Here is an 18,873-nt window from a genome sequence, read left to right as displayed (position 1 = left end):
TGCAGCCGACGAAGTCGAGCACACCTTCTTTTCTTTTTCACGGAGAACACCATGAGCATCCTCGGCAATATCTTGAGCAAGATCTTCCCATCCTCCCACGCGGCCAATGCACCAGCGCAGCCGCCCGGTGCTCCCGCCGCCCCTGCTGGATCAGCGGCCGCAGCGGCGCCCGCCGGCAGCATCGCGGAGTCGGCCAACCCCACGGCGGCGCCATCACCCGCTGCGATGAGTGAGGTCGACGTCGGCGCCATGTTGGACGGTCTGGCCGGGAAGTCCAGTGAGAAGCTAAATTGGAAGACCTCCATCGTCGACCTCATGAAGCTGCTGGGCCTCGACAGCTCCGTCGCTGCTCGCAAGGAACTCGCAAAAGAACTCAACTACACCGGCGACACCAACGACTCCGCCTCCATGAACGTCTGGCTGCATCGGCAGGTCATGACCAAGGTTGCTGCCAATGGTGGCAAGGTCCCGGCCGACCTGAAGGATTGAGAGGGCGCTGCGTTCCCGGATCAACGGTGTTGCGGGCGGCGGCGGCTTCAACGCCATCACACCGTGATCCTTGGGGCGGAGCTCAACCCTGTCCCGAAGGAGGGGTACACGACACCTGGGATGCAGCGGCCGCCGGCGACCTCGCCTGAAGTTCGCCCAGGCTGATCTGGACCGCTGGTCCCTCGTGAAGAGTTCGCGATTTGCCGTGAGGCCCACGAACTGGCTGCACGAAGTCCGGATGAAAGGAGCGCTTGCTTCCGTCCGCGAACGCGATGTCGATCGCGATTGCATCGGCCGTCACCACCTGGCCGACGCCGTAGCGTCGAACCTGGACCATGGCGTCGGGAACGAGGCCCGCGAGGGGCTTGTCCATGGGCGCTGCATCGGTCGTGGCTCCCTGCGCCTGAGCCTGGGCGGTGTGCCGGGCGACCCGCCTGCAATTGTCGCAGGTGGTGCAGCGCTGCGCTGGCGTCTCGCCTTCCAGGTGCGCGAGCAGCACTTCCCATCGGCAGCGGCCGGTCTGCGCATAAAACACCATTCGCTCCAGGGACGCCTGGTCCTGCTCGCGTTTTGCGCGGTACAGGTCGAGCATGCCGGCGAGAGCATCGGCGCCGACCTCCGGGCGCCGGATCGACAGCCGACCGTCTGCGGCCCGCCGCACGACCCGCTGTTGCCGCAGCACGTCCAGCGCCACTTGGACCTTGTTGCGGGGCGCATGCAGCTTTTCTTGCAGTGTCGCCAAGGTCCAGCCGTCGGGGTCCGGCGGGCCCGAGCACAGGGCGGCATAGACGTCATCCAATTCTTTGGCATCGGGATAGCGTCCCGCGAGAAAGAACTGCTGGACCGCACGGTCGCGCCGATGAAACAGCAGCAGGCAGGCGGCCGGTTCGCCATCGCGGCCCGCGCGGCCCGACTCCTGGTAGTAGCTGTCTAGCCCGGAGGGGATCTGGTAGTGGAGTACGAAGCGGATGTCAGGCTTGTCGATGCCCATGCCGAAGGCGTTGGTGGCCACCATGACGCGCACTTCGCCCGCCATGAATGCGTCTTGCGCCTGTCGGCGTTCTGCCGCGCCGAGCCGGCCGTGATAGAGCCCCGCGGCCTCCCCGGCTTCCAGCAGCGCTGCGTGCACCGCAGTGGCTGTCTTGACTGTGGCGGCGTAGACGATGCCGCTGCCTGCGGTCGCCTTGACCAGCGCCAGGGTGCGCTCCCGTTTGCGATCGTCGCTTTCCAGCTGCTCGACCGCGTAGTGCAGGTTGGGGCGGTAGCTGCCGGTATCGAGCAGGCCGGCCCGGGGGATTCCCAAGCGCGCCATGATGTCGCGGGCGACCTCGTCGTTGGCGGTGGCCGTGAGCGCTAGCACTGGAGGGTTGCCCAGCGCCCGCACGACGGTGTCGATCTCCAGGAAGGCCGGGCGAAAGTCGTGGCCCCATTGCGAGATGCAATGTGCCTCGTCGACCACAAGCAGCGCGGTGGCGCCGGTCTGCAGCAGGGCGACGAAGGCCTTGTCGCCCAGGCGTTCGGGCGTGGTCAGGACGATCCGTGCCAAGCCGTCTTCGATCGCCGACTGCGCGGCGTCGATCTCGCTCGCCGAACACTGGCTGTTGAGCTGAACGGCGTGGATCCCTCGCTCGCGAAGCTTCTCGCACTGGTCTTTCATAAGGGCGATGAGCGGCGACACCACGACCGTACGGCCTTTCAGCAGCACGGCCGGCAGCTGGTAGCACAGGGATTTGCCGGCGCCCGTCGGCATGACGGCGAGCGTGGGGCGACCCTCGAGAACCCGGGCGATGACTTCCCGCTGCCCCTCGCGCAGCTTGCGCAGGCCGAAGACATCGCGCAGGGCCCGCGCCACCGGGTTCGACGGCTTGCGGCCCGCCGCGCGTCCCTGCTCAGGCTTGGGCTTCGTCGTCGTCTTCGGCATCGTCATCCCCACCGGTGGCGAGTTCGTCCGCCGTCGCGGCCTCCGGATCGTCGATGGAGACCGCCGTGTCGAGCGCGTCCTGCGGAATCGTTCCGATGCGGTCGGGAAGGATGTCAGCATCGGCGTGCGGCTCGCTCGCATCCGCTGGCCCGCGCTCGCCGGTGCCGGCTGCATCGGAGCTGCTTTCGTGCGAGATCGGCAGCGCGCCCTCCGAGCCGTCGTCGGGAAGGGCCGACCGGTTGCGGTCGGCCTGGACGTCGCTGCCGCTGTCACTGGAGTCGCTCGGACCGAGCGCGTCGACGTCGGTGCCTCGCCGGCGTGCCGGCGCGTGTTCGCCTCCGAGAATGCTGCTGTTCGCCATGGCTGTCTTTCGTGGACTGGTAGATCGGCTCACTCTAGGGAGTGCGACCGCGATGCGCGTAGTCCGACCCGCAGCAGGCCGTGTAGGCCGGTCAGCCAGCGATACGTTCGACCCTCGGCTCTCGGCTCACCATGACGAAATGAACGATCGCGAGTCGACGTTGCCAAAGGGCGGATCGGGACAACGATGAAGGACCAGGCATCGGCCGGTCAGCGCTCTATGTCCACCCACGCCGGCGCGTGGTCGCTGGCCCCTTCGATGCCGCGCACCGCCCGGTCGACACCGGCCGCGCGCATGCGCGCGGCCATCGAAGGACTGAGCAGCAGGTGATCGATGCGCATGCCGGCGTCGCGTGGCCAGCGGTTGCGCAGGTAGCTCCAGAACGTGTAGATCGCCTTGTCCGGGGACTGACGATGCAGTGCATCCGTCCAGCCGTCTTCGAGCAGCTGACGATAGGCAGCGCGGGGCCCGGGCTGCAGCAGCGCGTTGTCCAGGAACGACCGGGTGGCGTAGATGTCGGCATCGGTCGGCACCACGTTGTAGTCGCCGGCGAGCACCACCGGATGACCAGCGGACAGCAGCGACGCGGCATGCCGGTTGAAGCGCTCGAACCACTGCAGCTTGTACGCGAACTTGGGCCCGGGCTGCGGGTTGCCGTTCGGCATGTAGCAGCACTCGATCACCATGCCCTCGACAGCGGCCTCCACGTAGCGCGCCTCCCTGTCGGCAGGATCGCCCGGCAGGCTGCGTCGAATCTCGAGTGGCGCGTCGCCCCTGGCCAGAATGGCCACGCCGTTCCACGTCCGCTGACCCACGACCAGGGCTTTGTAGCCGGCGGCGCGCAACTGTTCGCGGGGAAATTCCGAGGCGGCACACTTGAGTTCCTGCAACCACATCGGGCGCTGTGACGTTCGAGCCACGCCAGCAACGGCCCGATCCGCTTGCGCACGTCATTGATGTTGTAGGTCGCGATCCGCATGGTCTCGTCAAGCGCCTGGTCGGCGTGGGTCCTTCGTATTGGCACGGACGTCTAGGCCCCCCGTGGCGGCTAGCCAGGTTTCGTAGTCGATCAACAATAGCCGTCTTCCGGAGGAAGTCGTCTTGCGTGGCTTCGCGCGGGCCGGCGCGGGCGCAGACCTTCCTTCGCCGCCGAGATCGAGATGGCCTTGTCGCGACTTCATCATCGTATAAGGATGACAGTCGCCCGCCGCTGTGTCGTAGGCCGCGGCCGCGAGCCTGCGCGACCGCGCGCCTTGAGCTGCGTTCCACGCGCAAGTGGTTCAAGAGGCTAAGCTCTGTGAGACCGCAGAAGAGATGCCGGTCGATGCAGGAAACCGCGTTCGAAGAATTCCTCACGCCAGCATCGACCGTTCGTCGGGGCAAAGGAAGGCTGCACGCCCCCAACTCGCCGGTGCGTTGGGTCTGACCCCCAAAGCCCGCGTCTCGGGGATTCGGCTGACAAGCGGGACACCGAGGGCCGGGTAGGGTGCTCCTCATGCCAGAGCCGAAGCCCAGCACTGCGAAGCTGGCAGGCCCGCCGCCCCTTCACAGGAGAGTTCGAATGACCGACCGGTACCGCCGACTCACCGTTTTCGTCGACAACCCGAGCGCACACAACTATCTCTGGGTGGTGCTTGAAAGCACGGACGACCCCGCTGTCTGGCTCGACCTTGAGACCGGCGAGGAAACGTATGATTCCTGGATAGAAGCATACGAGGCTGGCAACGAGGCGCTGCTTGCCTACGTGGAGGACAAGAGCGTCGGCCCGGTCACAGCTGCCGCCTTGGACGAGGACGACGATGGGGATCAGGATGACCGATCCTGATCTCAGCCATTTAAATCATCCCGAGGGTAGCGTATGCGCATCACGCTGAAAGCAGTGCTGCTTGATGTCGACGGAACTTTGCTCGACAGTAACGACGCGCATGCACGCAGTTGGGTCGAGGTGCTAAAGCGTCATGGCCATGAATGCACTTTTGCCCAGGTCCGCCCGCTGATAGGGAAGGGCGGCGACAAGTTGCTGCCTGAACTCACTGGCATCGATCGGGATCAACCGGCGTACGCGGAGATCTCGAAGGAGCGCACGACTTTGTTTGTCGAGCGCTATCTTCCGACGCTGAAGCCGACGACGGGCGCCCGCGCGTTGCTCGAACGCCTGCGAGCCGAAGGGTTGCATCTGATTGTGGCGACCTCGGCGGGCGCAGAGCTGGACGCGTTGCTCGAGCGGGCCGGTGTGACGGATCTCATCGAACACGCGGCCACGTCTGAAGGTGCCAGTCGCTCGAAGCCCGACCCGGACATCGTCGACGCGGCGCTCAGAAAGACCGGTGCCAAGGCGCAGCATGTCGTCATGCTCGGCGACACGCCGTACGACATCGAGGCGGCTCGCCGCGCCGACGTGGCCACCCTGATCGTTCGGTGCGGTGGGTGGTGGAAGGACAGTGACTTTTCGAACGCGATCGGCATCTATGACGACCCCGCTGCGCTGCTGTCCAAGTGGCCGGAGCCCTGGCTTTGGCCCTGAGCGACACGAGCTAGAAAGCGTATGGGACGGCGGCGGAACGATACGCCGAGCAGCAGGCGATGCGGTGGGTGCACGCACGATCGGATCGGCATCGGTCGGGCACGGTTCTGAGCAGCGGTCGTCGTGCGGCTGAAGCGGGAATGGCCGCGCTGGCCCGGCTGCCATCGAGGCTGATGACGTGTATAAGGGAGTATCTAACCTACTGGATCGGCATCTTCATTCTCTCTTGGCGCCCTGGGTCCGATGCGCTCGTCGGGCACCAACTTGAAGAGCTCTACGCTTCCGGCATCGAACGCCTCCATCCAACTGAGATAAGACTCTGGACTCGACGCGATGTCGACCCAGATCGATCCATCTTCAACGCTTTCGTGAAGCACCCAGTGAAAGTGGCCAGGTTCCGGCTCATCGACCCAAACTGCGATATGCCTGAGGTGTGTCATGTTCCCGATCCTAGCGCCTGTCGCTGCACCAGAAGAGAAACGTCAAATGCTGAGCCCGGTGCATCCGGCCTGGAGGGGGATTCAACCATATCATGGAATCGCGCGGATCCGCGGGACGGGAGGTTCTCTAGCGTGTTTCGAGATGGCCATTCAGGACGTGGCTTCTTCACTCAGGCGACGGGCGCTGGCGACCGCTGATCGCCTGAATGCCGCACCGTCGCAAGGACAATCCTGCCAGCTCTACGACTACGACGTAAAGGCCACCCTGAGGCTCACTGGACGAAGAGAGTCGCTGATGGAGGGGCACAACCCGAGGTCAGCGGAAGCGCCGAATCACTGCTCGAAAACAACGCGCCTTCTAAAACTTCGCAAGCGCCTTCCTAGCGGCTGCCTAATCGCCTCGGTCTCACAGTATTTCGGTTCCGTTTCTCATGGGTTCGGTCTGCGGGAACCGAGGACCATCTCGGTCATCCAGGCCGTGAGTAGCGCGTCGTAGCTCCGCTGGCTGCGGGGGTCCGACAAGGCATGGTCGGCACCTTCGATCGTCCGGTAAGTCAGCGACCGCACGTTCTGAAACGATCGAACAAAACTGGCAATGCCGGTCGACAAGACAATGTCATCGCATCCAGAAGCTACGACCAGGGCATCGCCGGCAAAGCCCAGACAGGCAGCAAGCGCACGATCCGAGCCAGGCGGCAGCACTTGACTGCGGTAATTGGTCAGCGCTGTGCGATCGAGGCTTTGCTTAGGCTGATCCCAGTTGTCGTCTGGATAGGGCGCGGGCACACGCAGCGCCAACCATCGAACCGCTCGCATGCTGGAAACGATGGCCGCCAGATAGCCTCCGTAGCTTGTGCCGACGAGCCCGATCGATTCAGGGTCGACGCCTGACACACTCGCCAGCACGTCGTAGGCGGCTAGCACATCTTGCAGATTCTGCGCGCGCGTGACCGTTGCGCGAAGGCTGGCCTGCCGGCCGTGGCCGCGCAGATCGAAAGTGAGGCAGACGCATCCCAGCGACGCGATGTCCTCGGCTCGGATCCGGTAGTGCGATTGGTCGGTGTCCCATCCATGGACGAGCAAGACACCCGGCGATTTTTTGGCGGGTGCGATCATGATCCCGTCAACGCGGGCGTTCCCCTCCACGGCAATCGAGAGTTCGTGCTTGGTGTCAGTCATGAGAAGCCTTGACCAGTCGCTCAGGGAACATGCGCGTATGGCGCCACCCGCGGTCGCCCAAGGACGCGTTGCGCGCCGCGGCGTGTCGGCTGACCTTTACCCGATCCTCGCATCACGGAGCGGGGTAGGGCGGCCGGCCCCGCCGGGCCCCGGATAATCCGGGGATTCGACATCACATCAGCTATTGGCGTCAGGGTTCATGGCCTCGTCGACGCGCTCGACATTCGTTGTGCTTCGGGAACCCTTCAAGTGCATCTCGACATCGGTGGCGCGGTTTCCGACAGCCGCAACAGCTTCTTTCAACTGCGCCGCAGTCACATCGAGCTTTTCTGCCCACTCGGTGACGGAGCTGTCTGAATTCAGGTCGATGCTGTCGGGCCCAACGGAGTTGGGAGCGATGGGGAGGTCTTGATCGGACATGGTCACCCTCTGGCGGCTGTTGCTTGGCGAGGAAGATTAGAGCTCGCGGCGCCCGGGTTTTGTAGTCTTTCGTGGATAGAGGAACTCGGCCAAATGCGCACGCGTCCCACGGATCGCGGCAGCTCTGGCGCGCCGCGCGCCGTGGGCAGTTTCGTGCGGTCGACACGTCCATTTACCTTTCAAGTTTTCCAAAACGGCACACTTCAGCCGCACAAAAACAAGCCTCCAGCCACTTCGTCTCCGTCGCTTGTGGCCGTCACCCGCTGCGCATCTGACGCACTCCCCGGCCCGCAACCCCCTCTGTCAGTGAGAGTACTGCCAGTAGATCACTCGGCGCTCCACCCGTCGGCTGGGCCATTTCCACGCGCCGATCGACCTCCTAAGTCCGGGCGTCATCGCGTCTGCCTGGGCGGGAGGGCCACTGGCTGGCCAGTGATCCGTGCTCTTCGACGTAGACCTGATGAACTCGGCGCCGAGCGGGAAATCTGGGCAGCGTAATACACCCACGCCACCAACAATGGTGGCCTCTCGCAAAAAAAAGCAGATTTGCCGTCTTTAGACTGAAAGGACTTTTATGGACCGCTAGATTTTTTCCGTAGTCGCGTGCTCAGCATTGCTCACTTCGGCAGTACTATCACTTGCGCAGACCCCCGTACCTGCTGCACCTGAACCTGCTGTCGGTGGCCAAGCGAGTACGAAGACGCCTGCGGGCGTGCCCAACCCCACACAAAAGCCCGATGGCGCTAGCCTCCCGCGAAATGGTGCGATCCGAGGCACGTACGTATGGAGAACAAGAATAGCGTTTACACGAACGTGCCCAAGGGCGGTCACCTTCAGACGACGCCTAGAGACCAAGTGGGCCTAACATGAAAGGCGAGTATGCCGAGCTATAAGGAGGTCAGACTTCACCTGGCCAAAGACGGTCACGCAGCCGTCGCTGTAATCTGGGTATATAGCAATTCTGCAATCATTGGTGCCATTGAGCGCGAGTCGTCTTTGCCGCCCTTGCGGAGCGAGAGGACTTTTGCGACTACGGCTCAAGCCCTTGAAGCAGCGCGTTCCCTGTGGCTAAGTTCTCTGACGCCCCAGCCCGCCGTAGGGGCCAAAGTTTTTCGCAGTTTCGGCAGGGGTTAGACCTTCCGGGAACTCAAGTCGGGTTTAGCCGGCTCTCCCGTGATGGGCTGCATCCCGTCGTCAGGCGCGCGCACAAATGCCGGTGTAGGTCCTGGGGTTGGCATGGATGGCTGATCTGCCTTCATGCGGGATATCCCGCAGCGGGACGGACATGTGCGGGCTCTCCACGGCCACGCAGGAGTCGGACGGGACACAACTCAAGGGGGAGAAGCCCAAGCTTGGATTGCCGATACCCGGACCGCGGCGCGAGCGGACCGCCGGCATGGGGAGGAACAGTCCCCGGCATCGGGGATCCGCTTAGGTGCTCAAAAGCGGACTCCTAACTCCCCTACCAGCGCCGGTGACCGTTCCTCTTCCAAACTTTAAACGGTAAAAGACAAGACACCATAAGAGGTCGGAGATACTTCGTGACAGCCATGACTGACGCGCCGGGACGCATCAACCTAGATTTTTCAAATTCCCTGGTCCCGCATGTAATGAAAAGTGCCAACTCCAATCAAAAGGAGCACAATGGCAACAAGCACCCAGCGTAGCGCGCTTCGCACAACGCTATTCTTGCTTCTGACTTTTCGATTGAGCTTCATGTGATTTCAAAGTACACCACCGACTGTACGCTGAAGGACAACATGATCAATAGAGAAAAGACGCGCCCGCTGAAATCGGAGCTTGGAAAGTTGGGGCACGGGATCTAGCCCCGCGCGAAGGCAAGATCGAGTTCGCGTGAACCAATCACGCGGGCTGCTCTGCTCATGCATCAAGCAGCTTGTAACATACCCATTGCAAATTGAGCGCGACGAATGCCATTCGCCTTTACCACGTGTACTTCACGCCGAGCCGTCCCGTGAAAGCGTGGTAGGACTGACTGCCGAACTCCCAGCCCACGTTGCCCCACCCGCTCCAGCCCTTGCGACGCTGGACATCCACACCTAATTTGATCTCATAGCGGTCCTGAGGATAGAGATCCCGCATCAGCAAGCCATTGAACGCCAACTGGTCGTTCACCGCGTCATGCCACCAGTTGAGCGTGAGATAGGGCTGCGTCCGATTTCCTTTCTCGTCGATCCAAGTGCGGTGCACCCGCACGCCGAGGCGGCTAATCCACCCGCTGCCTCGGAAATCGCCGATCTGCGTCCCGTTGGTCTCAACGATGCCATCCTGGCTTCCCCGCACCCAGATAACTTGCGCCTGCGGCTCCACGACCCAGTCGAGCGACTTGCTCGGCAGCCATGCGTAGCCGGTTTCGGCGGACAGGGCGAGCACGCGAGAGTCGTAGCTGACCGATGGCAGCGCCTGGCCGTCGACATGATTGCTGAACCATCCGTACTGGCCCCACAGGTCGGTGTACCAGCCCAGTCGACTTTCATCGTTCTGGTACCACGTTCCATACAGGCCCACGCTCACGCCCTGGGTATCGCTGTCGGCGCGGTACGGATTGCCGGCGGCCAGCCCATCGCTGGAGCCCCATCCGTAGCTCATCATTGCGCCCGCGTGCAGACGGTCGTCGGCCCCGAACATGCTCCATTGGGCAACCTCGGCGCCCCCGTGCACAAGCCAAGTTCGGCTCGAAACGTCGAAGTTGCCGTCCCGGCTGGTTGAAATCAACATCGCGGCCGACCACACGGATCCACACCGAGTTGCGTTTCGGGTTGTCGTCCTGAAAGGTCTGCTGCTCGGTCCACTGAGCCTCGCCCAGACGGTCGTGAAGGCTATGGACCAGGAATCCCGCCGAGTTACGCTCGTTCGCCAGATACGCGCCGACTTCTGGACGGTAGAGCGGCGCTGGCGGGAGCGGAGCGGGGGGTGGAACCGGCGGGTTGACGTCCGGGTTGGGCGGAGGAGGGACGGGCGGGTCATTGCGCTGCGAGCGCAAGTACCAGGCATTGGGATTGGAGCCCGCGAAGCCGCCCCGAAAAAGCTGGTACTCATAGGCGCCTGCCAACGCTCTTCCATTGAGAGCGAAGGAGGTCGCCTGCGTGGTGCCCCCGTTGACCGTATCGATCACCAGGATTCCGTTCGCGAGCGTGAGCGCCCCTGGGCCACCCGCGTTGGTGACGCGCACCGACGACGCGCCAGATGCCGTGCCGCCGTTGATGATGAGCTTGTCCGAGGCGGAGTTGTCCGAGCCGAGGAAGGTGTTGAGGCCGATCACGCCGCCATTGCCTGAATAGTTCTGCGCGGTCAGCGTCTTGAACGCGCCGCCGGCCGGCGGCGTGAAGGCCACAAGGCCTGCATTGGCGAGTTGTCGGGTCAGCAAGGAGCTGGCGGTCACGTTCCAAGTGCTGGTGGCGTCGACCGAAGCATTGGTGGCATTGAAGGCCGCGCCCGTCCAACGCGAGCCAGTCGCGAGGCCGATGTCCAGGATGCTCGCGGGCGCACCCCTGGCGTCGCCGCTGAGCACGCTGTTGCCCGACGCGTTCAGCCTCACGACGGTGGCTTGAGGATAGAAGGTCCCCTGGTCGAAGGCGGCCACGAGATATTGCGCTCCCGACACCGTTGCGCCATTGGAAACCGTGACGTCGAGTGGACCTTGCGCCCCGATGGCGATCTCCTGGGCGCTGCTCAGTCCGCCGCCCGAGATCCGAACCGTGTTGGTAAAGCCCGGAGTGCCATTCAGCGAATACAGGCCAGTGGTGTTCGGCCCGGTCGCCTGCACGGTCGTGTTCGACAGGTCGATCGTGCCCGGCCCGAAGTTGATGAACATCCCGACGCCGCCACCGGATGTCGTCACGCGCGAATCCCGTGCGGTGATCTGCCCCGAATCGATCCGGAAGCCGTACGAGCCCGCGCCGGTGGTGTGGACCGTATTGTTCGTCAGGTCGATAGACCCGTTCGATGCATGTGCCCCCGCAGCGGGTTGCTGGCCCGCCAGCGGGGAGACTGGCACATTGACCGTCGTGTTGCTGCTGACGATGCTCCCTCCCTGCGTCGCCAGGAGTCCGGCAGCGGACGAGAAGCCGGTGACGCCCGTGAAGATCGGAGTGCCGGTCGGATTCCAGATCCCTACGGTGTTGAAGGCCGGGTTCGCGGCACTCGTGACGGTGATCGTATTCACTCCCGACAGCGTCACGACGCTGCCAGCCCCCTGCGCCCATGCCCCTGCGCCGACGTAGGGACCCTGCACGCGAATGTCCTGGAGCGCCACGGTGCCGCCGGCGGTGGCCAACACGCCTGTGCTTGATGCCCCAGCCGCGCTGGCACTGTTAAGGTTGATCGTGAGGCCTGGACCGATGGCGCCGGGAAGAATGACCGCTCCGGCCGAAGTCACGCCGACTGCCTGCAGGCCTGACAGGTTCAGCACAGAATTCGCTGGCAGAGAGACCGCACTGCCGAGGCCACGCACATAGATTCCGAAAGCCCCGAATCCGTCGGGACGCCCTGCGTTGAGGTCCACTAGGTTTGTCGCGGTGACGATGCCGCCGTTGTTGGCGCCGATGCCGACGGCGTTCGTGCCGGCGACGCCGATGGAATTTCCGCTGCGCAGGGTGATCGTGGCGCCAGGGTTTGCCAGGATGCCATGCCCGCTGCCGGTCCCAGTGTTGTTGACGGTAAGGCCGGTGATATCTGCGGTGGCATTCGAAATCACGAGCGCGCTGCCAACGCCGGTCGTCGAGACCGTCACGCCGCCATTCGGAATTCCGATGCTGCCGCCTGTCGCTCCCAGCGCGGTGCCGTTCACGGTCTGGACGGTAATCGGTCCGGCTGTCGCATCAAGCGTCAGCGCGCCTCCCGAGACGTTGGTGGCAGCCGTACTCAGGGGAGCGGTGATCGTCGTGTTGCCGACCACCGTCGTGCTCGTGCCTGCCGGAACGTTGGCCGGCAGGGGAGGTGGGGGGACATTGCCGGGGCCCACGATCGTCTGGGCTTGCGTCGAGGTGGCGAGAGGCAACAGGGCACCGGCCACGATGCTCGCGAGACAGGACATCTGCAAGCGCCCGCCTCGGGCGGGCTCGGGCACCGGCAGATATGCGTGGCCTGTGGCGGAAGGCTTCCGTATCCAGGAATGCGAGCGACGATTGTCGAGACGAGGCGGCATAGCCGCGTTCCCATGTGAAGGCGGAACGGATTGTTGGCGCGCCATGACAGTCGCTACTGACTGACCACGGGAATCGGCAATACAACGTCCGGACTCGCCAGCGATCGGGCGAAAGCCGAATCCGCGTTCAGGTAGTCGTTCATCACCGTGCGCAGGATCTCCGTCGTGTCCCCGAGCAGCGAGGCCTTGCCGCCTTCGTTGGTGTAGTAAATGGTGGCGAACCCACGCTCCGTGTCGTACAACGCGACGAGGCGGTGTCGCTGAGCCTGTGGATCGCTCATCTGTCCCAGAATATAGGGGCGATCGTCGATGCGCAGGGGCAGCATCGTGGGGGCCGTCGAGGCTGGGCCGGGGGGTGAGGCATTCGCCTCCCGCCGGCGGCTGGGCAGTTTGTCCTTCACCCATTCCGGCACGACCTCGCCGCCATGGCGCAGGTTTAATGACAGCGCATGCCGAAACGCCGGCGTATGCGCATAGACATCGTCAAACAGGGGGCACTGCGTGGCCTGTTGACACTGGGCCGATTGGTAAGCGCCAGGCGGGGTGTCCCTCACATCGTGAGCGGAAGAACTCTCTGTCAAAAACGCAAAGGTGAATAGCAAGAGCGCTGCGGTGCACGGGGACATCATGTTCATCTGCCTCCAGCGTCTTTTTAGTCAGCGGCGGAAGGGCCAGTTCAGCGGCGCAACAAACCAACGCCCATCTCAAGATGGCAAGAGCCTCGTCTCGGGGGCCGACGGTGCCCAAGACGCCATTGGGTTCCGACTGAAGGTGTTTAGCAATTGGCCCTTGAGGCACGCCAGTCTGCACTAAGGTGCAGAGGGCCATCCCAAGCACGACCTACAAGGTGCCAAGGCACTGGCTTTCCTCGGGCGACCCGGGTATTCTGGCGCGCCGAAGCGGAGGACACCCATGTCTGACGAGAGCATGCTGACGTTTGTTCGAGGCTGCCCGACGGGCGAGGCCATTGCCGCCGCCTATGACGCGGCGGATTTGCACCGCGCGATCGAGGTCTACAAATTCTTCTACCCCACCGTATCGGGAATGGCGATTGTGCGCGGCAATGCCCAGATCGGCGTGGTCGCCAACAGGGTGTTCGGTATCCTGGATTGCGCGCCTGAACAACTGGTGTTCACTGCCAACTCTGACACGCCCTACGGGCCCCTGATGCTCGATCTTTCGGTCGGGCCGCTGGTGGTGGAGCTTCAACCGGGGCCGTTGATCGTCTGCTCCATGGACGTCAACCAGCGGTGGGTTGCCGACATGGGCCTGCCGGGGCCCGACGCCGGCAAGGGCGGCAAACACCTCCTGGTCCCGCCTGGCTTCGACGGCGAATTGCCGACGAATGGCTACTACGTCCATCATGCCAGCAGCAATCGGCAGGTGGTGGGCGCCCGATCATTGCCGGTGAATGGGGACGTGCAGGATGCCAAGGAGCGGTTGAAGACAATCAAGGTCTATCCGCTCGATCCGGCGGCGCCCTGGGAAGTGCCCCAGTGGCTGGACGTGACGGGCCAGGTCCAGGACACCACGCCGGTGGCGTGGGAGGCCAACATCCGATTCTGGGAACAGTTGAGCCAAGCCGTGGAGGAGGAACCCTTGTTCACCGGCTACCACAACGAATACGGGTTGCTGGCATCGCTCGGCATTGCCAAGGGCCAGCCTTTCGCCCCGGATGACCGGATGCGGCGCATCCTGGAAGCGGCCGCGGTGCAGGCCAATGCCCAGATGCGTGTCATGTCCTTTGCCGATCGGCGCGCCGACCGCATCGTCTGGCCCGGGCGCCAGTGGCAGTGGGCGAGCCTGCGCTTCGAGGACGGCGACTTCAACACCGCCGACCGGCTGGACGTGGACGCACGCACAAAATAGTTTTACCAGGCCATCGGCGCATCGCCGGCCATGTTTCGGCGCGATCCACAAGCCGGGTCGCTGTACTGGCTGGGCTTGAAGGACGGCTCAGGCGCCTACCTGGACGGCGCGAAGAGCTACCGTCTTTCCGTGCCGCTGCCCGTCCCGGACAAGCTGTTCTGGTCTGTCACTGTCTACGACAGCGATACGCGCTCGCAGATCCAGACCGACCAGAAAAAGGCCGCCCTTCGTTCAATGTTCGAGGTCAAGGATGCGACTGGCGCCTCGGTAGACCTGTGCTTCGGGCCGGCGGCGCCGGCTGGTTCGGAGCATCGTTGGATCAAGACGATGCCCGGAAGGGGTTGGTTTGCTTACTTCCGGATCTACGGCCCGACGCAGGCGGCCTTCGACGGCGCCTGGAAGCCCGGCGACTTCGAAGAGCTGCAAGACTGAAACCGTGCTGTTCAAGGAGGTAAAGATGCCCCGCTCCTTTCAAGGATCGATCAAGCTCGACGTGCGCGAGTCGAAGGCCGACTGGGACGCCTTCCTTGACGCCAGAGCGCCGAAGGATGCGCCCAACGTCCTCGTCATCCTCTATGACGACACGGGCCAGGCCGCTTGGTCGCCCTATGGCGGCCGCATCCAGATGCCGACCATGGACCGGCTCGCCAAGGACGGCCTCACCTATTCCCAGTGGCACACAACGGCGGTGTGCTCGCCGACCCGATCGTGCTTCCTGACCGGGCGAAACCATCACCAAAACGCCTTCGGCACCATCTCTGAGGCGGCGACAGGTTTTCCTGGCTACAGCGGCCACATCCCGCTAGAGAATGGAACCATCGCCACTATCCTGCGCGATGCCGGCTGGAGCACCTTCTGGATCGGTAAGAACCACAACGTGCCGGTCGATGCCTTCGGCATGAGCGCCTCGAAGAAGCGCTGGCCATTGGGGCTCGGCTACGACCGCTTCTACGGCTTCATCGGCGGCGAGACCAACCAGTGGTATCCGGAGCTGATAGAGGACAACCACTTTGTCGACCAACCGGCCCAGCCCGAGGAGGGCTACCATTTTTCCAAGGACATCGCCGACAAGGCAATCTCATTCATCCGCGACTCCAAACAGGGCGACCCCGCCAAGCCCTGGTACATGTGGTACTGCCCGGGCGCCAACCATGCGCCACACCATGCGCCTCAGGAATACATCGACAAGTACAAGGGCAAGTTCGACGACGGCTACGAGGCCTATCGGGAATGGGTGCTCGCGCGCATGGTCGAGCGCGGCATCATGCCGGCGGCCACCGAACTCACGCCGATCAACCCGATGCCGCCGGAGATCGCCGCCGAGGGCGATATGGTGCGGCCGTGGGCGAGCCTGAGCGACGACGAGAAGCGTCTCTTCAGCCGCATGGCCGAGGTCTATGCGGCCTTCTCGGAATACACGGACGTCCAGATCGGAAGGGTCATCGACTACCTCGAGGAGTCGGGCCAACTCGACAACACGCTGATTTTCTACTGCGCGGACAACGGCGCGTCGGGCGGGGGCAGTCCCAGCGGCTCGGTCAACGAGAACCTGTTCTTCAACGGCTTTCCGGACGACGTGAAGCGCAACCTGGACCAACTCGACCGCCTGGGGAGCCCCGACACCTACAACCACTATCCGACCGGCTGGGCGGTGGCCTTCTCGACGCCGTACCGCATGTTCAAGCGCTACGCCTCCTATGCCGGCGGCACTTGCGATCCGCTAGTCGTCCACTGGCCAAAGGGCATCAAGGCGCGCGGCGAGGTGAGGAACCAGTACCACCACTGTACGGACATCGTGCCGACAATCCTCGAATGCTGCGGCGTGCCGATGCCTGAGGCCATCGACGGCATCAAGCAGACGCCGCTCGCCGGCGTCTCGATGGCCTACACCTTCGACGATGCGGCTGCGCCTACGCGCAAGAAGACGCAGTACTACGAGATGTGCGGCACCCGCGGCATCTGGCACGAGGGATGGAAGGCATCCTCCCTTCATGCGCCGCTACCATCGGACCAGGGGCGTTTCGACCAGGATGCGTGGCAGTTGTTCAACACCGACGTGGACCGGGCGGAAGCTCACGACTTGGCAGGCGAGCAGCCAGAAAAACTTAAGGACATGATCGAGCTCTGGATGTCTGAGGCCCAGAAGAACAACGTTCTTCCTTTGATCGACTTGGGGGTGCGCGCGATGCATGAGGCGGAGTACCACGCGCCACAGCGCGACCGCTATGTCTACTACCCGGACACGACCGAGGTGCCCGAGGCCTCGGCCGCGCGCACCCTGGGCGTGTCCTTCAAGATGCTGGCCGAGGTTGAGTTCACTGGCGCAAGCCGGGGCGTGATCGTAGCGCAGGGCTCTCGATTCGGCGGCTGGTCATTGTTTGTGAAGAACGGGCGCCTGTTCTACGTCTACAACTTCCTGGGCATCCCGCCCGAGCAGCGTCTAGTCTGCGAGGTGCCGAAGCTGGGCCAGCACATCGTCGGCGTGTCATTCGCAAGGGACGAAATCAGCGAGTTGGGCGAGACCCTGGGCCGGATGAGCCTCCACGTGGACGAACAGGTGGTGGCGGAAGCGCCGTTTCGCACCCAGACCGGCCGCTATTCGCTTTGTGGCGAGGGGCTATGCGTTGGCTACGACGGCGGCGACGCGGTCAGCAGCGCATACGGCTCGCAGTTCCGGTTCGAGTCCGGGCGTGTCGTCAAGGTCGTATTCGACATCGGCAGTGACTCGTATCTGAATCTGGAACGCCGCATGGCGGCCGCCCTTGCTAGGGATTGAGCGTCTATGGATTCCAGCGGCATCTGCTCTGCTTAAGGTCGAACTTATCTGAGTAGGGGGTGGATGTGTTCCCCTCTTCCGATTCCGTGGATCATCATATGGATAACGGAGAGGCAGAGCATCGTCATCAGTAGCGGCCCAAGCCTACGAAGCTCGGAACGCAACTTCGGCAATACGGCAAAAGCGCAGCTAGCAGAATGATCAAAGCCGACCCGGGAAATACCATCCATCTTACCGATTCCGATGTGAAGGTCTCCGGGACTCCAGTTCTTAACTTGCCAATGGTTCCTTCACCACATTGCCTCAGTGTGGTCGGCGGGAACTCGATAGTGATGCATTTGGCAAAGTCTTATGACGCCGCTGCGCTTTGGCAATTGCGCGTGGGGACAGATGAAAGGTGACGGATTTGCCGGTGGTCTCCATCCAGCATGGTGAGAGCATGATGACGCAACCGACGTCTGTCACTCTCGAGGTCATCACAGTGGGAACTGCAAAATCAGGCCGAAGAAGACTTGAAACTTCGGCTGCCCATTGCCTTCGTGCGCAGCTGTCCACTGAGGCTCCGCGAAGAGGTTGTAAGTCACGCCTTGGCCCTTCCAGACCTTGCCGGCGCCAATGCCGATCGGGATCGCGTAGTCACCGTTCTGCAGGTTGAAGTTCCACGTCGCCGTGCTGCGCAGGTACCACCCCTTCGGCAAGTTGTAGATCACGAACGGCTGCATCGAGGCGTTGTGCTGCGACGGCCGGTCGCTGTCGCCTGCGAAGGACTTCTGCCAAGTGAGCAGGCCGCCGAGCAGCCCCCATTTCTGGGGCGCGATCACGACACTGGCGAAGCCGCCTTGCCATTTGCCGGTGCCGGTCTCGTCGCGGCTCGCGGTCGGAATCGTCAACTGCGGGCCGATACCCAGTTCGACGCTGCCTTCCTTGAAGAGGAAGAGGTCGAACAGATTGAGATCGCCCACGCCGGTGTGCCTGCCGCCTGTGAGGTCGGAGTCGGGGGAGGTGACGACCGGGAACGTCGCCCGTAGCAACTGCGGCGCGCCGAACAGCTTGTGTGGCAGGGTGCCGCGCAGTAGGAAGGCGTTGCCGTCCGCATCGTCGAGGCCGTAGTAGCGGCCGTATATTGATTCTGGAGGTTCAGGCCAGAGTTGGCGAGAGAGGGTTGTTGGCTGACCGAAAGCCGCACTGCACGTGCAGCCCAAGAAAGCAGTTGCGACGAAGTGCGTTTCAAGGGAATCCCCTTTCTGCGCACCGGGTGCGCAAGCGTCTCTCTGCGATCGAAGAAGAAGCTCAGAGGCACGAACCGCTGGAAGATCGCACACCGCCGCGCCTCGCCATGTAGGACGGCGTCCTCGCAATTGACGCTTGTTTATTGCCGGCGGGCAGACCGGCCAAAAACCCAGGGAAGGGCCGGTGCACACAGAGCCCGCGCACTGCCGAGGCTAGCCATTCGTAGAAGCGCTGGGTGTTGCCGCGTACGTATGCATGCGCAGAGCGGGACATCTTTGCGTGCGAATCCCCGTGAGGAGAGGAAAGCGATCAGCCGCTGTAGGCGGGTTCATCATTTTTATGAGGCTTAAACTGATTTACGGATCTTGAGCTTGGGTCCGCGTCTGTCCGCGGCAGGAAGTCAAAAGGCTGCGACGTTTGGCACCGAGCGCCGAGGACTATAAGCCCGAGCATCGCCTGCGCTACGACGAGGAGCTTCATCGCCCTGGAAGGAGGCC

At 63.3% G+C, this 18,873-nt stretch carries 14 protein-coding genes and 1 pseudogene; 6 read left to right on the top strand and 9 right to left on the bottom strand.

What is annotated here, in order from left to right; genetic code table 11:
- Positions 1-51: 51 nt before the first annotated feature.
- Positions 52-489: a DUF3597 domain-containing protein gene (locus tag QTI33_RS08975; protein WP_286505434.1), complete on the top strand. Its 438-nt coding sequence runs from the start codon at positions 52-54 to the stop codon at positions 487-489.
- Positions 490-571: 82 nt separating this feature from the next.
- Here the strand turns inward: QTI33_RS08975 and QTI33_RS08970 are convergent, their stop codons facing one another.
- The 3 genes from QTI33_RS08970 to QTI33_RS08960 all read right to left on the bottom strand — a co-directional run bounded on the left by QTI33_RS08970 (position 572) and on the right by QTI33_RS08960 (position 3,667).
- Positions 572-2,410 (bottom strand): RecQ family ATP-dependent DNA helicase, encoded by a 1,839-nt coding sequence (locus QTI33_RS08970; RefSeq protein ID WP_286505433.1) that lies wholly within the window; start codon positions 2,408-2,410, stop codon positions 572-574.
- Positions 2,379-2,771, bottom strand: coding sequence for a hypothetical protein (locus QTI33_RS08965; protein ID WP_286505432.1), 393 nt, complete (start codon positions 2,769-2,771; stop codon positions 2,379-2,381). Before QTI33_RS08965 ends, QTI33_RS08970 begins: the two co-directional genes overlap by 32 nt.
- Before the next feature lie 209 nt (positions 2,772-2,980).
- Complete coding sequence (locus tag QTI33_RS08960; RefSeq protein ID WP_353506316.1) at positions 2,981-3,667, bottom strand: exodeoxyribonuclease III; 687 nt, start codon at positions 3,665-3,667, stop codon at positions 2,981-2,983.
- 665 nt (positions 3,668-4,332) lie between these two features.
- Here QTI33_RS08960 and QTI33_RS08955 point away from each other — a divergent pair.
- Together QTI33_RS08955 and QTI33_RS08950 are read left to right on the top strand one after the other, a co-directional pair.
- Entirely contained in the window at positions 4,333-4,596 is a 264-nt protein-coding gene (locus QTI33_RS08955; protein WP_286505431.1) for a hypothetical protein, read from the top strand.
- 33 nt (positions 4,597-4,629) lie between these two features.
- Positions 4,630-5,295: an HAD family hydrolase gene (locus tag QTI33_RS08950; protein ID WP_286505430.1), complete on the top strand. Its 666-nt coding sequence runs from the start codon at positions 4,630-4,632 to the stop codon at positions 5,293-5,295.
- Between the two features lie 869 nt (positions 5,296-6,164).
- On the opposite strand, the gene QTI33_RS08945 is transcribed toward QTI33_RS08950, so the two are convergent.
- The 5 genes and pseudogenes from QTI33_RS08945 to QTI33_RS08925 form a co-directional block, all read right to left on the bottom strand.
- The gene (locus QTI33_RS08945; RefSeq protein ID WP_286505429.1) at positions 6,165-6,914 is read right to left on the bottom strand and encodes an alpha/beta hydrolase family protein; all 750 of its coding nucleotides are present in this window, start codon (positions 6,912-6,914) and stop codon (positions 6,165-6,167) included.
- A gap of 177 nt (positions 6,915-7,091) precedes the next feature.
- Entirely contained in the window at positions 7,092-7,334 is a 243-nt protein-coding gene (locus QTI33_RS08940) for a DUF3606 domain-containing protein (protein WP_286505427.1), read from the bottom strand.
- A 1,944-nt stretch (positions 7,335-9,278) separates the two neighbouring features.
- Positions 9,279-10,073 carry an autotransporter family protein gene (locus QTI33_RS08935; protein WP_286505426.1) on the bottom strand — a complete coding sequence of 265 codons (795 nt, stop codon included), beginning with the start codon at positions 10,071-10,073 and terminating at the stop codon, positions 9,279-9,281.
- 310 nt (positions 10,074-10,383) lie between these two features.
- Positions 10,384-11,169, bottom strand: a pseudogene (locus QTI33_RS08930) (autotransporter outer membrane beta-barrel domain-containing protein); the annotation flags it as partial.
- 1,385 nt (positions 11,170-12,554) lie between these two features.
- Positions 12,555-13,136: a hypothetical protein gene (locus QTI33_RS08925; protein WP_286505425.1), complete on the bottom strand. Its 582-nt coding sequence runs from the start codon at positions 13,134-13,136 to the stop codon at positions 12,555-12,557.
- Between the two features lie 277 nt (positions 13,137-13,413).
- Between QTI33_RS08925 and QTI33_RS08920 the strand changes: the two genes are divergently transcribed.
- From QTI33_RS08920 to QTI33_RS08910, 3 genes are read left to right on the top strand one after another with little or no spacing between them, the layout of a single operon-like run.
- Positions 13,414-14,370: a DUF1254 domain-containing protein gene (locus tag QTI33_RS08920; RefSeq protein WP_286505424.1), complete on the top strand. Its 957-nt coding sequence runs from the start codon at positions 13,414-13,416 to the stop codon at positions 14,368-14,370.
- Between the two features lie 30 nt (positions 14,371-14,400).
- A complete protein-coding gene (locus tag QTI33_RS08915) occupies positions 14,401-14,802 on the top strand; it encodes a DUF1214 domain-containing protein (RefSeq protein WP_286505423.1) in 402 nt (133 codons plus the stop codon).
- A gap of 4 nt (positions 14,803-14,806) precedes the next feature.
- Positions 14,807-17,146: an arylsulfatase gene (locus tag QTI33_RS08910; RefSeq protein WP_286505422.1), complete on the top strand. Its 2,340-nt coding sequence runs from the start codon at positions 14,807-14,809 to the stop codon at positions 17,144-17,146.
- Positions 17,147-17,622: 476 nt separating this feature from the next.
- Here QTI33_RS08910 and QTI33_RS08905 read toward each other — a convergent pair whose 3' ends face one another.
- Positions 17,623-18,348 (bottom strand): hypothetical protein, encoded by a 726-nt coding sequence (locus tag QTI33_RS08905; RefSeq protein ID WP_286505421.1) that lies wholly within the window; start codon positions 18,346-18,348, stop codon positions 17,623-17,625.
- Between the last annotated feature and the right edge of the window lie 525 nt (positions 18,349-18,873).

Source organism: Variovorax davisae, assembly GCF_030316845.1.
Classification (GTDB): domain Bacteria; phylum Pseudomonadota; class Gammaproteobacteria; order Burkholderiales; family Burkholderiaceae_C; genus Variovorax; species Variovorax davisae.
Note: the sequence above shows the minus strand (reverse complement) of the source record. Positions and strands in the feature narration are given on the sequence as shown.